Here is a 14,943-nt window from a genome sequence, read left to right as displayed (position 1 = left end):
TAATGGCGGCTACCCGTACGGTTCAAGAAGCGGGAGTCTTTGCGCAGGTCAGGAATCACATGACTCACGCCGCGTTCAGCAACGTGGCCCGTAATGCCTTCGCCCATGCGGTACAAACCGCGCTGCTTTTCGGATTCATCCAGTCCGCGAGACGCTTCAATCTTAAGCGTGTCGCCAAAGAGCAACGCGAAAGTTCCGCGAAGCATGCCGAGTTCGGATTCCAGAATGTCGAGCACATTCTCGAGCAATTTTTCAACGTTGCGTTCGTGAATGATCGCAACACTGATCTTCTGGACGACCGAGATTTCTGAACCTATTGGAGAGGGCATGGACATAAGATAGTAAAAGAGGTTTGAGGTTAGAGCTTTTCCCTGATTCTCCTAAGGGCTTCGCAGGTACGTTCGTAGTCACCGAAGGCGGTCAGGCGGAAGTATCCTTCGCCGCAAGGGCCAAAGCCGCTACCCGGGGTACCCACGACTTCGCAGGTAGAGAGCAGTCGGTCAAAGAAATCGAAGGATTTTTCGCCGTCTGCGATTTTCCACCAGATGTACGGAGCATGTTCGCCACCGAACACCGTGTAACCGGCGGCAGTCAGTTCCTTGCGGATAACGCCAGCCGTGCGCATGTAACCGGCAATGACTTCCTTGGTCTGCTGCCACCCAATCGGGCTGTAAATTGCCTCGGCGGCACGTTGCGTCACGTAGCTCACACCGTTAAACTTGGTGCACTGGCGACGATTCCACATGGAGCGGAGTTTCGAAAGTTCGTGCGGAATCACCGTGTAGGCGCAGCGCACGCCCGTAAAGCCGGCGGTCTTACTGAAGCTGCGGAATTCAATGGCGCAAGTGCGTGCACCCGGAATTTCGAAGATGGAATGCGGCAGCGATTCATCCTGAATGTAGCAGTTGTAGGCGCCATCGAACAGGATCAATGCACCATTTTCGTTTGCATAGTTGACGAACTTCTGCAAAGTTTCGCGACTGAGCACCGTACCGGTCGGGTTGTTCGGGCTGCAAAGGTAAATCAGCTGCACCGGTTCCTTGGGCAAATCCGGCTGGAAGTTGTTTTCAGCGGTCGAAGCAAGGTAGGTCACCTTAGAAAAATGTCCGTCACTTTGCAACACGCCTGCACGGCCAGCCATCACGTTGGAGTCCAAATAGACCGGGTAAACCGGGTCCGGAATCGCAATCTTTACATTTTCTGTAAAAAGTTCCTGGGTGTTTGCCACATCGCACTTGGAACCATCGCTCACGAAGATATCGTCCGGATCCATTTCGATGCCGCGAGCGGTGTATTCGCCACGGACGATTGCTTCGCGCACGAAATCGTAGCCCTGTTCGGGGCCGTAACCGCGGAAAGTTCCCTTCACGGCCATTTCATCCACGGCCTTGTGCATGGCCTTGATGACTTCCGGGATCAAGGGCGTGGTCACATCGCCAATGCCCAAACGGATAATGTCAGCATCGGGTTTCTTCGCCTGATATTCCTTGATTTTCTGGGCGATAGTCGAGAAAAGGTAGCTGCCGGGCAGCAAGTCGTAGTTTGCATTTACAATTGATTCGTTCATAATTTCTTCTTTAGTCGATCGTTCCTCTAAATACTTCTTCTGCAGGGCCGGTCATCAAGACGGGGCCACCTTCTTCGTGCTTGATGTGGAGAACGCCGCCGTCGAGGACAACGTCGGCTTCGACGCCCACGCGGCCAGTACGCTGGGCCGCAACGAGGGTTGCGCAACTGCCCGTACCACAAGCCATCGTAACGCCGCAACCACGTTCCCAAACCCGCATGCGGATTTGGGTGGGCGTCACCACCTGTGCAAATTCAATGTTGCAGCGGTCGGGGAACTGCTTGTCGACTTCCAAGATACTTCCCCACTTTTCCAGCTGAATCTTTTCGATGTCATCCACGAAAATCACCGCGTGCGGATTTCCCATGGAAACCGTCTCGGCAGTAAAATCAAAGCTGTCGGCCGTGAGTTTGATGGAGCCCAAGAATTTTCTCGGGAGGCCCATATCGACGCACACGCGGCCGTCATCCAAAAGGGCGGGCTTCACCAAGCCGCTCTTGGTGTGCAGATTAAACACTTTAGTATTGGCGTCTTTTGCAAGACCGCGGCTGCGAATGTACTTGGCCACGCAGCGCGTTGCGTTACCGCACATGGCCGCTTCGGAACCATCGGCATTAAAAATGCGCATTTCAAAATCAACGCCGTTCGGCACGGATTTCGCAGCAGGCCCCACGCTAGCACCGACGCCCGAATCGCCGAGCACCAGGCAACCGTCCTTATCCATCGGCGTTACAATCACCACGCCATCGGCACCGATACCGAAACGGCGGTCGCAAAGCTGAACGACACGTTGTTCGAAATTATCGCTATAATCTAGCGTCACACCCGGTTCCAGCAACACGAAATCGTTGCCCAACCCGGTCCATTTTGAAAAATTAATTGGCATAATTCAGTTCTCTTTACAATTTTCCACGCCCCCATTTGCAAAAAATGTGCCAACTTTACAAAAATTGTTAAATCACACCAAAAACGCCAATTTCATCCAAATTTCACAGAAAACAAAATTTTGAAATATTACAAATTCTGTAAACCAAACAAATTTATTTTACATTTTCTGTAAAACATAAGAACATTGCATATGGGTTCAAAATTCACACTTTTCGGCATTCTGGCGTATATAGAATAGATTCACCCTCAACAAAATAATTGACGGATATAATTTTATATCCTAAATTCCGTTCACGTTAAAAACAAGGAACACTTTGAAAAAGAATGGGTTAGGTATTTCAAAAACATGGAGCTGTAAATGCAACGTGATGAAATAGAAAAAATAGAACCTGTAAGCAACGGGTTAAAGCTTACCGCAAAAGACGGCAGGCTCGCAACATTGCACTATAAAGATTTTGAACGTCTAAAAAGCGCCTCTCCAAAACAGCGCCTTGATTACAGAATCTCTTTTGAAGGCCTCCGCTGGGACGACCTCGACGAAGACATCTCATTTGAATCCATATTCAATCCAGACCAGTTCCCACTAAAACTTTCGCCGAAGCTAAAGCCAATCAACATGTCCGAGGTTGCCCGCAGACTTGGCATACAGCAATCCCTCATGGCAGCCTACATGAACGGATCCAAGCACCCTTCCGAAAAACGTAAAAAAGCAATTCTTGACGAAATTCACAAAATCGCAAACGAGCTTTTGTCAATTTAAGCTAAAAAGTCATTTTAGGAGATGACATACTAGTTCGATTTTTTCTACATTTACGCCCGAAAAATTATCTTCAAGGATACAACCATGAAACGTACACATAACTGCGGCCAGCTTCGCAAGGAAGATGTTGGCCAAACCGTAACACTCGCCGGTTGGGTGGATCGCCGCCGTGACCATGGTGGTGTGATTTTCGTTGACCTCCGCGACAAGTATGGCAAGACCCAGATCGTTTTCAACCCGGACTACAACGCCGACGTGTTGAAGACCGCCGAACAGCTCCGTAACGAATACGTTATTTACGTGACTGGTAAGGTCTACGCCCGCGAAGAAGGCAACACCAACGAAAAGCTCGCCACGGGTGAAATCGAAGTCAAGGCTGACAAGCTCGAAATCCTGAACGCCGCTCTCACTTCTCCGCTCGCCATTAACGACCCGAACGAAGAATGCAAGGAAAACGACGACCTCCGCTTGCAGTACCGCTACCTGGACCTCCGCCGTCCGTGGATCCAGAAGAAGCTCCTCCTCAAGAGCCGCTTCCTCAAGGCCGTGTACGATTTCTTCTACGCTAACGGTTTTGAAAACATCGAAACTCCGTGCCTTTGCAAGTCCACTCCGGAAGGCGCACGTGACTACCTCGTGCCGTCCCGCGTGAACCCGGGCAAGTTCTACGCCCTCCCGCAGTCTCCGCAGCAGTACAAGCAGCTCTTGATGATCGCTGGCATGGACCGCTACTTCCAGATTGCCAAGTGCTTCCGCGACGAAGACCTCCGCGCTGACCGTCAGCCGGAATTCACGCAGATCGACGTCGAAATGTCCTTTGTGAACCAGGACGAAGTCATGGAAATGTTCGACAAGTTCGTGACTGAAGTTTTGGGCAAGGTTTGGAACTTCGAACCGCCGCGCCACATCCGCCGTATGAAGTGGGCTGAAGCCATGCTCAAGTACGGTTCCGACAAGCCGGACCTCCGCTTCGACCTCGAAATCCACGATGTGTCCGAAATCGGTGCAAAATCCAACTTCGGCGTGTTCAAGAACTGCGTTGCCGCCGGTGGCAAGATCCGCGGTATCGCTGCCAAGGGTTGCGTTGACTTTACTCGTAAGCAGATCGACGAACTCACCGCTTACGTTGCCAAGTACGGTTCCAAGGGCCTCGTGTGGATGCGCGTCAAGGAAAATGACGAAGTGGAAACTCAGGTCGGCAAGTTCTTTACTACCGAACAGCTCAACGAACTCCGCGACGCCGTTGGCGCTAAGTGCGGCGACATGATGTTCTTCATCGCAGGCCCCGAAAAAGTTGCTGCAACCGCTATGGGTCAGCTCCGCTTGGAAGTCGCCCGTATCAAGGGTCTCCGCGATCCGAAGAAGCGTGAATTTGTGTGGATTACCGAATTCCCGATGTTCGAATACAGCGACACCGAAGGCCGCTACATGGCTATGCACCACCCGTTCACCAACCCGCTTCCGGAACACCTGGACATGATGCTCGGTGGCAACCTCAAGGATTGCAATGCCGAAGCTTATGACCTCGTTCTTAATGGTGTTGAAATCGGCGGTGGTTCTATCCGTATTCACAACCCTGAAGTTCAGGAAAAGGTGTTCCGCCTGCTCGGTCTCTCCGAAGAACAGGTTCGCACCAAGTTCGGCTTCTTCGTTGACGCCTTCAAGTACGGCGCTCCTCCGCACGGCGGTCTCGCCTTCGGTCTCGACCGCGTTGTCGCTACCATGGAAGGTGAAGAATCTATCCGTGACTACATCGCGTTCCCGAAGAACACGAGCGCTTCTAGCCCAATGGACCAGTGCCCGAGCGAAGTGGACCTCCAGCAGTTGCAGGACATCCACATCTCCGTGCAGATGCCCAAGACGGCGGAAAAGAAATAATCGTAAGGTTACGTCCCTTTCAAAATAGTCCGGTTCAAACCGGACTATTTTTTTACGGTCTTTTGTAGGAGCGGTCTGTGTGAGCAACAAACGCCTCGTATTAACGAGGCGTGGTTGCGAGAGCGAGACGATATCACATTCTTGTTAATACAATAGAGGCGAGCGGTCTGTGTGCGTTTCCGCACGAAAACATTTTTTCACATTCATTTTCGGCATTTGGGAATCAGTCTTTGCTAAATTGAGCAAAGACTCTTAACCCCAATATGGAGAAAAATCAAATGAAACTTACTACTCGTGCTATTGCCGAAGCTATCGGCACCTTCTGGCTTGTGTTTGGCGGCTGCGGTGCAGCCGTGCTCGCTTGCGGCGTTCCCACCACCGGTATCGGTTACGTGGGCGTATCGCTCGCCTTCGGCCTTACGGTGCTCACCATGGCATACGCCATCGGTCACATTTCGGGCTGCCACTTGAACCCGGCTGTCACGCTCGGTCAGGTTGCCGGCGGCCGCTTCCCCGCTAAGGAAGCCCCGGCATACATCGCCGCCCAGGTTATCGGTGGTATTATCGCAGCAGCGCTCCTCTACGTGATTGCATGCCCCGACCTCACCAACGCAGGCATCGGCGCCTTCGCTACCAACGGCTGGTCCGATTCCCTCAAGGACGGCCTGAACGCCTTTGGCGGCAAGACCTCCGGCATGCTCTCCGCATTCCTCATCGAAACCGTGCTCACGGCCATCTTCCTGTTCGTGATCATGGGTGCTACCGATGGCCGTGCTCCGGCAGGCTTCGCCCCGATCGCTATCGGCCTCTGCCTCACGCTCATCCACCTCATCTCTATCCCGGTGACCAACACCTCCGTGAACCCGGCCCGCTCTACCGCTATGGCTGTGTTCGTTGGCGGCGCCGCTATCAAGCAGCTCTGGCTCTTCTGGGTGGCCCCGATTCTCGGTGGCGTAATCGGCGGTATCGCTTACAAGTGCATCGCCGAATGCAAGTGCAGCAAGAAGTAATTTTCTAGCTCAATTTTCATACTCATTTTGAATGCCCGGACCCCCGTCCGGGCATTTATTTTTACACAAAAAACTGCGAAATTTTTACAAATTTCCAATTTTCGGAACATTTCACCCCACGAAATTTTTAAACGTCCGTGATTTACATCAAACAACAACAAAAAACTGTAAAGAATGCATTAACAAAGGCCTTTTTGAAATAAAACTTGTTACTTTAACCTACGGTGTTGAGAGAAAAAGCTTTATTGCTAGGGGCCTGCTATGCAGAAAAAAATCATTCTTCTACCAGTTATCGCCAGCGCAATGCTAATCGGTTGCTCTGACGACGCCAAAGACATCAACGCACTTACCGATCCGACTCCGTCGATTGGAGAAGATCCCTACACCACGCCTTATATCGACCCCAATACAGGCGATTATATCGACCCTTCCACAGGCGATACCATTCCGACCGTTCCTTATGTCAACCCCGAAACCGGCGACACGGTTCCCGCTTTCCAGGTAGTTGACCCCAATACGGGCGACACGGTTCAAGTTCCCGTCGTTATTCCGGACCCTGTTCCGAATCAAGACAATCCGTCGAGCAATTCGCAGCCCGCAAATTCCAGCGCCTCGCTAGACCCGAACGGCACGCCGAATCCGGATCCGAACGACCCGAACCAGAATATTCAAGTTTCTTCCGCATCGCAGCCGCAGTCCTCTTCAAGCGGACTCAAGGATTACGAAGACAACCACAAGGCCAAAGCAACCTTCCTCCCGAAGGCAGGTTTCTATTCCAACTTGACGATTGAACCGCCGACCCCGCAAAAGGGCGGCCAGATTAAGTGTACCTTTGACGGTTCCTTCCCCACCCAGAATTCCGAATCGCTCACTCAGGCAAAGCAGATTACAGAAAACACCGTTATCCGCTGCTCTGAATTCGTGAACGGCCAGCCGGCCGATACCACCACGCAGACTTACTTTATCAACGAAAAAGTTTCGATGCCTGTGGTGGCACTGACCGTGAATCACACCGACATGTTCGACTCCTCCAAGGGCCTTTACGCAACTGGAGATTTGACCAATAACCCCGGCGGCATGGGTATGTGGGCCGGTGCTGGTGGCGATGACACCAATAACCCCAAGTGCACAGAACCCTGCAAACAGGCTAACTTCTGGAAAGACGACGAGCTCCCCGTTCACGTGGAATACTTCGAAAACGGAAGCTCTACCACTGAAAAGACCTGGGAAATCGACGCAGGCATTTCGATTATCGGTAACTACAGCCGTTACAAACCCAAGAAGAGCGTTGCCATCAAGATGGACAACGACGACTACGGCGACAAGGTTCTCAAGTATTCGTTCTTCAAGACTCGCCCCGAAGCAAAGAAGATGAAGAGCTTCAACCTGCGCAACAACGGCAACCGTTTCTGGACCGACTACTTTGGCGACCCGATGCTGGTGAGCCTTATGGAAGGCACCGAAGTGGACTACCAGCGTAGTTTGCAGGTGGTGGTGTTCTACAACGGCGAATACTTCGGCATTCACGACTTGCGCGAACGCTTGAACAGAAGCTTTGTCGAAACCAACTACGGCATTGATTCCAAGAGCATCAACGTTGTCAAGAACTGCGCCAATGGCGATCAGGGCTGCGTCAACGGATGGGCCCCCAGCGGCACCAACGGCGCCTCTAGCACCGAATTCGGCCAGCTGACGAACACGATTACCAGTGGAAACTTCGCAGGCGAAAACAACCCGTCTTACGAAGAAATCAAGCAAAAATTGAACGTGAGCAGTTTCGCCCAGTACATGATTGCCGAAATGTACATTCATAACGGTGACTGGCCGAACAACAACATCCGCGCTTGGGGCAGCCCCAATAACGGTCATCCGTTCAAGTTCATGATCTTTGACGTCGACCACGGTTACGGCTTTACCCCGGGCATCATGGGTTTCGATACCGAAAGCCAGAACATGTTCCAGTGGGTTTTGGGTAGCGCTACCATGGATAACAACCAGGGCAATCAGGGCGGCGCAACGCAGCAGCCTGGTGGTCCGGGCGGCATGGGCGGAAACTGGAATATCGGCGGCATGGGCGGCTGGAGCTCGGGCGCCAACACCACGATTGGCAACATGCTGAAAAAGCTCTTGGCCAACCCCGATTTCAAGCGTTTGTTCATCAACCAGGGTTGCATTCTCTTGAACGACTACCTGACTTACGAAAAGGTTCAGAAGGCCGTGCAGACGATGGCAGCCATGATTCCGAGCACCGAACAATCCCGCGACGAACAGCGCTGGCCCCGCAACCAGGCTAAGTACAACTGGTCTCCTTCTGGCGCTGACATTCTGAGATTCGCCCAGAACCGCACTCAGACATTCAGACAGGAAATGGCAACCTACTTTGGCCTGCAGGGCGAAGCAACCGTCAGCATTTCTTCTAGCGGAAACGGCACGGTTCTTGTCGAAGGCATGAAGCTGCCGAGCAGCAATTACCAAGGCAAGTTCTTCACCGGAATGCAGATGCAGTTGCAAGCTATTCCTACGGCCGGAAGCGTATTTAACGGCTGGTCTGACGGCAACACCGCTAACCCGCGCCTGATTGACATCAACGGCAACATGAGCATTACCGCCCAGTTCAAGTAAGCATTTCTCTTTCCATAAGAACCGAAAAAGGTGGAAACGTTATGTTTCCACCTTTTTCGTAATCCCAGTCTATCAATCAAGTTATATAATCAATAATCCTTGACGCAGCGTACGTAAGAATTGTAGCTTCTCGATGTCACATCGTATTCAAATCTATTGAACACCCATTCATATTCATAGTACACATAATACTTGGTTTCTACACGAACAGAGTCCACAGAGAGTATGGCAGGAGTCGGGTCAATTTCAACATCTGCACCACTTGAATCTGTACCAGTAGAATCAACGAGTACAATCGAATCACCATCCGAAGGCACAAAAGGTTTCAACGTGTCCGCAGCGACATAAATCGTGTCCAACCTGTAAGTCACGGACACCGAATCACTGAGGACCCAAAAATCCGCTTCGTTAAACGGGCTTGATTCCGGAACGTCATCATAGTCCGAAGTAGTCGTAATAACGGTAAAGCCCGTGGAATTGGTCGCCTGGGCTCGAGAATCCCAATTCTTATCGTTTGCAAGCAAGTTGCCAGAGCTAACAGCCGTTTCGCTCAAGTCGTTCCATTCCGCACTTGAAGGCACATGCCAGCCCGCAGGGCAAACTTGACTCAACAATGTATCGGGGTAACGGAATCCTGTCAGGAAATATTTGACAGTATCTGCATAGAAACGCGTTACGCAACCCAAGTACTCTTCACAATAACTGTTATACAGTCCCTTAAAGAAATACCTCATATTTTCGGCCATCCAGGTATAGTTACCGATTTGCAGGAAACCATAAGTCTGACCATCGCGGGCGTCCACAAATTCCCCATAGTTCAAGTCAGGATTAAAGTATTTCTTTGCACCTTGCTGCACTCTCGCCCATTCGGCAGCAGAACTACTACTAAGGTATGCTTGGTAAGCTGCAGAACTGCTCAAGTACTCAATCATATTCTCGCGGCCCTTTAGATAGTTATCCATGTAGGCCGCAGAGTCCACATCGCTGCCCTTGACACAACGCACGTAAAACAGATTCACCTTGGCCGCAAAATCAGCGCTAAAGGTATTATAACCATACGAATCCCGCAAGACATACATCACGGCATCGCTGCTGTTGGATCTATAAGTATACCCGTGGTCCGTATTGATACGCATGCCGTCGTCTGCCGAGTTACTTGTCCAATAACGGACTATGTTCGTTTCAGAAGGATGTTTTGCATTAAAACCGAACCTGTCATTACCCGCAAAATCCCAACCCTCCGTAGATCTTAAGCAACTATCGACGGACGGGCAAAACTCAGAGACGAAGTTTTTCAAAACATCAAATTCAGCCATAGAGGGTAAATGCCAGCCAACGGGGCAAATGCCTTCGTTGTAGCCGGAATCGATGTAATCATGTCCGGCCATCGCCGCGCCATAAGTATAAAGGCGACCAAATTCATCGGCTTCAGAATAATCTGGAAGCGTAGGACTCCAAAGAGTATCGTAAAAACGCAGGTTCTCGGCCATCCAAAGCTGGTTACCGATTCGCACCGTGCGATACTGTTCGCCATCGCGGACATCGATCAACACAGACGGATCCGAAGAACTATCCTTTTTCCAGTTGTTGTTGGAATCGCCGGCATCGGCACCGCTGTCGCCACAAGCCACAAGTGCAATTGAAAATAGCGACGAAATCGTCAAAGCAAGAATGCTTTTTCTCATAGTCCTAACCTCATTTCTTTTGAACGCAACAAATATAGATTTTCAATTTCAGTATTGGCGCTCCACTCGCCTTTTACTATATTTGAGCATGTAATTTTTTAACCCGGCCCGATAACAGGGCAAATCAAAAGGAAGATACAATGGCTGACAATCTGTCCGTCCTCGGCAAGGCTCGCAAGGCCTACCAGCCGAAACTCCCCGCCGCTCTCCGCGACGGCGCTCTCAAGGTCTCTCTCAACAAGGGTAAGGCTACCGAATCCGTCCGCGACCAGGCCAAGATCAAGGCTCTGTTCCCGAACACCTACGGTGCTCCCTACATTTCCATGAAGAAGGCTGCCAAGGCTCAGGCCGGCAAGGCCCTCAACGTGGGCGTCGTTCTGTCCGGTGGCCAGGCTCCTGGTGGACACAACGTGATTGCGGGTATCTTCGACGGTATCAAGAGCATCAGCAAGAATTCCAAGCTCCTCGGCTTCCTCGGCGGTCCGTCTGGCCTCGAAAACGGCAAGTTCATCGTGATCAACGAAAAGATCATGGACTCCTACCGCAACACTGGTGGATTCGACATCATCCAGTCCGGCCGTACCAAGCTCGAAACTGAAGAACAGTTCAAGAAGTGCATGGCTGTTGCCAAGGCTCAGAAGCTCGACGCTATCGTGATCATCGGTGGTGACGACTCCAACACCAACGCTGCTGTTCTCGGTGAATACTTCCAGGCCAACGGCGCAAGCTGCGTGGTTTGCGGCTGCCCGAAGACCATCGACGGCGACCTCAAGAACGAATACATCGAAACCTCCTTCGGTTTCGACACCGCCGTCAAGACCTATTCCGAACTCATCGGCAACATCATGCGCGATGCCAACTCCGCTCAGAAGTACTGGCACTTCATCAAGCTCATGGGCCGTAGCGCTTCTCACATTGCTCTCGAAGCCGCTCTCCAGACCCACCCGAACATCTGCTTGATCTCTGAAGAAGTCAAGGCCAAGAAGATGAAGCTCAAACAGGTCATCAAGTACGTTGCAGACATCGTCGCTGCCCGTGCTGCTGACGGCAAGAACTTCGGCGTCTGCCTGATCCCGGAAGGCCTCCTCGAATTCATCCCGGATGTCGGCGTGCTCATTTCCGAACTCTCTGAAGCCCTCGCTCACCACGAAAAGGAAGTCGAAGGCCTCGACACCGCCGCTAAGGTTGAAAAGCTCTGCAACTGGATCTCCAAGGCTTCTGCCGAAGTCCTCAAGAGCCTCCCCTCCACCACTCAGGGCCAGCTGATGCTCGACCGCGACAGCCACGGCAACGTGCAGGTTTCCCTCATCGAAACCGAAAAGCTCGTCATCGAAATGGTGAAGAAGGAACTCAAGAGCCGCAAGAACTTCAAGGGCAAGTTCTCCGCTCTCAACCACTTCTTCGGTTACGAAGGCCGTTGCGCCGCTCCGTCCAACTTCGACGCCGACTACTGCTACAGCCTCGGTTACACCGCTTCCGTGCTCGCCTTCAACAAGATGAACGGCTACATGAGCTCTGTGCGTGACCTGACCAAGGGTATCGAAAAGTGGACTGCCGGTGGCATTCCTATCACCATGATGATGAACATCGAACGTCGTCACGGTGCCGACAAGCCGGTGATCCAGAAGGCTCTCGTTGAACTCGACGGTGCTCCGTTCAAGTTCTTCGCCAAGAACCGCGAAGTCTGGGCCAAGACTGAATCCTACACCTACCCGGGTCCGATCCAGTACTGGGGTCCGTCTGAAGTCTGTGATGTCACGAACTTCACGATTAAGTTGGAACGCGGCGCATTGAAGGTTAAGTAATAGCCTACAAGGCGAATAAAGCAAAAGAGAAGTCCAAAGGACTTCTCTTTTATTTTTGAGCCGTAGGGCGGACGCCGAAGGCGTCAATTCGCCCAATGTCATCCCGGCCTTGAGCCGGGATCTCCCATTTGAGAAAAATCTCTGCAGAAAACTGCAGGGATTTTTTATGTTTACTGAAAAGGAGCTACACTATGGCCTGTGCAAATTGCAAATTCCGCGCCCAGTATGACAAGAATCCCAAATCGCTTATCGGGCGCTTCTGGCGGTTCCACATCAACTTCTGCCCCGGTTGGCGCTCTTACTTGAAGAGCCTTTCCGACGAAGAGCGCATCGCAATCAAAGAGAAGTACAACTTGAAGTAAAAGAAAAATGGCGGGCAATAGCCCGCCACTTTCAACATCCCACTGCTAACTGCCAACTGCAATCTGTCTACTGCTTCGCACCTTCGCTGGTGCTGAGCAAGTACGCGTTGATGAACGGCTTGATTTTGCCGTCGAGAACGCCTGCGGTATCCGAGGTTTCGACGCCAGTGCGCAAGTCCTTGACCAACTGGTAAGGCTGCAGCACGTAGCTACGAATCTGGCTACCCCATTCGACCTTTTTCTTTTCGGCCATACGGGCATCACGCTTGGCCTCTTCTTCCAAGCGATAATGTTCGGCGACCATGGTCTTGAGCATCTTGTAGCAGGTTTCGCGGTTCTGAATCTGGCTACGTTCGGTCTGGCAGCTCGCCATAATACCTGTCGGCAAGTGCGTCATACGCACGGCGGAGTCCGTCTTGTTGATGTACTGACCACCGGCACCGCTACTGCGGTAGGTATCCACGCGCACGTCTGCCATATCCAAATCGAATTCAATGTCTTCGTGTTCGGGGTACAGATACACGGCGGTAAAGCTCGTGTGGCGGCGGGCGTTGGCATCGAAGGGGCTAATGCGCACCAGACGGTGCACGCCGATTTCCGAACGGAGCAATCCGTAAGCGTTTTCACAAGTGACTTCGATGGTCGCACTCTTAAGGCCAGCGTCTTCCGCTTCCTGGAAGTCGACCACCTTGAAGTCCATGTTTTCGCGTTCAAAGAAATGCGTGTACATGCGGAAGAGCATGAGCGCCCAGTCCTGCGACTCGGTGCCACCTGCGCCCGGATGAATCGACAGCAAGCAACTGCAAGCGTCATCGGGGCCGTTCAGCATTTTCTTGAATTCCATCGCCTCTATCTTAGACTTGAGTTCAGCGATATCAGAATCGATAGATGCCGTCAGGTCGGCGGATTCTTCCGCCTTGCTCATTTCGTAAAGTTCGGCGAGGTCGTCGCATGTCTGCGAGACTTCTTTCCACGAGTCCAGCAGGGCTCGCAGATTGCCGATTTTTTTCATCATGGACTGCGCCTTTTCCTGGTCATTCCACAGGTTCGGGTCAGCGGAGTCCTTTTCCAAAACGTAGAGTTCTTCGGTCTTGGCTTCTAAGTCAAAGATACCCCCAGAGCTTATCGATGCGCGTGCGCAAGTCGATCAGCCCGGTGTGAGTCGTCTGAAAAGCCATTACTTGCCGCCGATTGCCTGAGGAGGAGTGTACTTCGCGTCGAGGTACTGCACCTTGTAGACCTTTCCGAGGCCATCGAGGTAAGCCTTGAGCTGAGCCTGACGGTCCTGTTCGGCCTGCACACGCAGGATGTAGTCGATCTGGTGCTTGTAGCTTTCGTACTTGCCGTCGTTCTTTTCCGTCAGCATAAAGATGGCGATACCGTCCTTGTCGGTATACGGTTCGGTGATTTCACCGACCTTGACCTTGTTCACGGCCTTCACAAAAGCATCGCCCTTGGACTTGGCAACAAACTTAGCCATCACGCCGCCAGTCTTCTTGGCGGTCTGGTCGTCGCTGTACATGGCAGCGAGCTGAGCAAACGTAGCCTTCTTGCTGCGCACCTGGGCGGCAAGGCCCTGCAACATCACCTTGGCGTCTTCGATTTCCTGCTTGGACTTGCCCTTGGTGTAAATCACGATACGGGCACCGCTAATGGAATCGTTAATGGCCACCTTCGTCTTGTTGAGTTCCCAGAAAGCTTCCTTCTGCTTTTCGGTCGGATCCTTCGGGTACGGCACCTTCTTTTCGAGAATCGCTTCGCTCTTCAGCTGGTCTTCGATCTTTTCCTTGAACTGGGCCATGGTGGTGTTAGACTTCTTGAGTTCCTTCTGGAAGGCGTCTTCGCTCGGGAACTGGGACTTGAAGAGCTTGGTCAAGCTGTCGACCTTGCCCTGAGAAACCTTGATACCCATCTTCTTGGCTTCGAGCTTGATGAGTTCCTGACCGACCAGGTTGTCAATCACGGCGTAGCGGAGCTGGGTCATGGTCTTGTCGTCGATTTTCTTGCCGCGGAGCTGCTGTTCACCGAGCATCTTGGCAAGGCTATCAATCTTACCGGCAGAAATACCGACCTTTTCGACGCGAATCACGTCCAGGCTCTTAGAATTCAACAACTGAGCAGAAGCGAGACCAGCTGTCAGCAAAACGGCAGCGAGGCCACGAGAAACAAATTTAAAAGAACGCATTTTTTATCCTTTTTAAAAATTCCGGCTTAAATATAGCAAAAGGCGAGTGCCGCAACATAAAACATGTATGTTTTTTGGCATGGCCGAGCCGTACTAGATGCGCTCCGAAGGAGCGCCATATAGCAAAATTGTCACTTTCAAGCCCAAATATTTAAAAGGCGCTCTCTAAAAAGGAGCGCGT

Annotated in this window: 11 protein-coding genes and 1 pseudogene; 6 read left to right on the top strand and 6 right to left on the bottom strand. The window is 51.8% G+C overall.

What is annotated here, in order from left to right:
- The 3 genes and pseudogenes from QZN53_RS06760 to dapF all read right to left on the bottom strand — a co-directional run.
- Nucleotides 1-329 (bottom strand): annotated as a pseudogene (locus QZN53_RS06760) (sigma-54-dependent Fis family transcriptional regulator); the annotation flags it as partial.
- A gap of 29 nt (nt 330-358) precedes the next feature.
- Nucleotides 359-1,567: an LL-diaminopimelate aminotransferase gene (locus QZN53_RS06755; RefSeq protein WP_163438176.1), complete on the bottom strand. Its 1,209-nt coding sequence runs from the start codon at nt 1,565-1,567 to the stop codon at nt 359-361.
- 10 nt (nt 1,568-1,577) lie between these two features.
- A complete protein-coding gene (dapF, locus tag QZN53_RS06750; RefSeq protein ID WP_294652155.1) occupies nt 1,578-2,453 on the bottom strand; it encodes a diaminopimelate epimerase in 876 nt (291 codons plus the stop codon).
- Nucleotides 2,454-2,813: 360 nt separating this feature from the next.
- Here dapF and QZN53_RS06745 point away from each other — a divergent pair, with 360 nt between their 5' ends.
- The 4 genes from QZN53_RS06745 to QZN53_RS06730 all read left to right on the top strand — a co-directional run bounded on the left by QZN53_RS06745 (nt 2,814) and on the right by QZN53_RS06730 (nt 8,725).
- Nucleotides 2,814-3,215, top strand: coding sequence for a DUF2442 domain-containing protein (locus QZN53_RS06745; protein ID WP_163438174.1), 402 nt, complete (start codon nt 2,814-2,816; stop codon nt 3,213-3,215).
- A gap of 84 nt (nt 3,216-3,299) precedes the next feature.
- Nucleotides 3,300-5,093, top strand: coding sequence for an aspartate--tRNA ligase (aspS, locus tag QZN53_RS06740; RefSeq protein WP_163438172.1), 1,794 nt, complete (start codon nt 3,300-3,302; stop codon nt 5,091-5,093).
- Between the two features lie 278 nt (nt 5,094-5,371).
- On the top strand, nt 5,372-6,103 hold the full coding sequence (gene aqpZ / locus QZN53_RS06735) for an aquaporin Z (protein ID WP_163438170.1): 732 nt from the start codon (nt 5,372-5,374) through the stop codon (nt 6,101-6,103).
- 261 nt (nt 6,104-6,364) lie between these two features.
- Nucleotides 6,365-8,725, top strand: a complete 2,361-nt coding sequence (locus tag QZN53_RS06730; RefSeq protein ID WP_163438168.1) for a CotH kinase family protein — start codon at nt 6,365-6,367, stop codon at nt 8,723-8,725.
- Between the two features lie 89 nt (nt 8,726-8,814).
- Here QZN53_RS06730 and QZN53_RS06725 read toward each other — a convergent pair whose 3' ends face one another.
- Entirely contained in the window at nt 8,815-10,410 is a 1,596-nt protein-coding gene (locus QZN53_RS06725) for an FISUMP domain-containing protein (RefSeq protein ID WP_163438166.1), read from the bottom strand.
- 140 nt (nt 10,411-10,550) lie between these two features.
- Between QZN53_RS06725 and QZN53_RS06720 the strand changes: the two genes are divergently transcribed.
- Together QZN53_RS06720 and QZN53_RS06715 are read left to right on the top strand one after the other, a co-directional pair.
- The gene (locus QZN53_RS06720; RefSeq protein WP_163438164.1) at nt 10,551-12,215 is read left to right on the top strand and encodes a diphosphate--fructose-6-phosphate 1-phosphotransferase; all 1,665 of its coding nucleotides are present in this window, start codon (nt 10,551-10,553) and stop codon (nt 12,213-12,215) included.
- Nucleotides 12,216-12,406: 191 nt separating this feature from the next.
- The gene (locus QZN53_RS06715; protein WP_205428129.1) at nt 12,407-12,577 is read left to right on the top strand and encodes a hypothetical protein; all 171 of its coding nucleotides are present in this window, start codon (nt 12,407-12,409) and stop codon (nt 12,575-12,577) included.
- Between the two features lie 67 nt (nt 12,578-12,644).
- On the opposite strand, the gene prfB is transcribed toward QZN53_RS06715, so the two are convergent.
- A protein-coding gene (gene prfB / locus QZN53_RS06710; protein ID WP_163438162.1) for a peptide chain release factor 2 occupies nt 12,645-13,755 on the bottom strand; the annotation gives its coding sequence in 2 pieces (ribosomal slippage) (nt 12,645-13,682 and nt 13,684-13,755; 1,110 coding nt in all).
- Nucleotides 13,755-14,762, bottom strand: coding sequence for a peptidylprolyl isomerase (locus tag QZN53_RS06705; protein WP_163438160.1), 1,008 nt, complete (start codon nt 14,760-14,762; stop codon nt 13,755-13,757). The genes prfB and QZN53_RS06705 overlap by 1 nt, the downstream gene beginning before the upstream one ends.
- Nucleotides 14,763-14,943: the final 181 nt, after the last annotated feature.

The organism is uncultured Fibrobacter sp., assembly GCF_900316465.1.
Lineage (GTDB): Bacteria > Fibrobacterota > Fibrobacteria > Fibrobacterales > Fibrobacteraceae > Fibrobacter.
The sequence above is the reverse complement of the archived record's forward strand: the minus strand, read 5'-3'. Positions and strand labels throughout refer to the sequence as shown.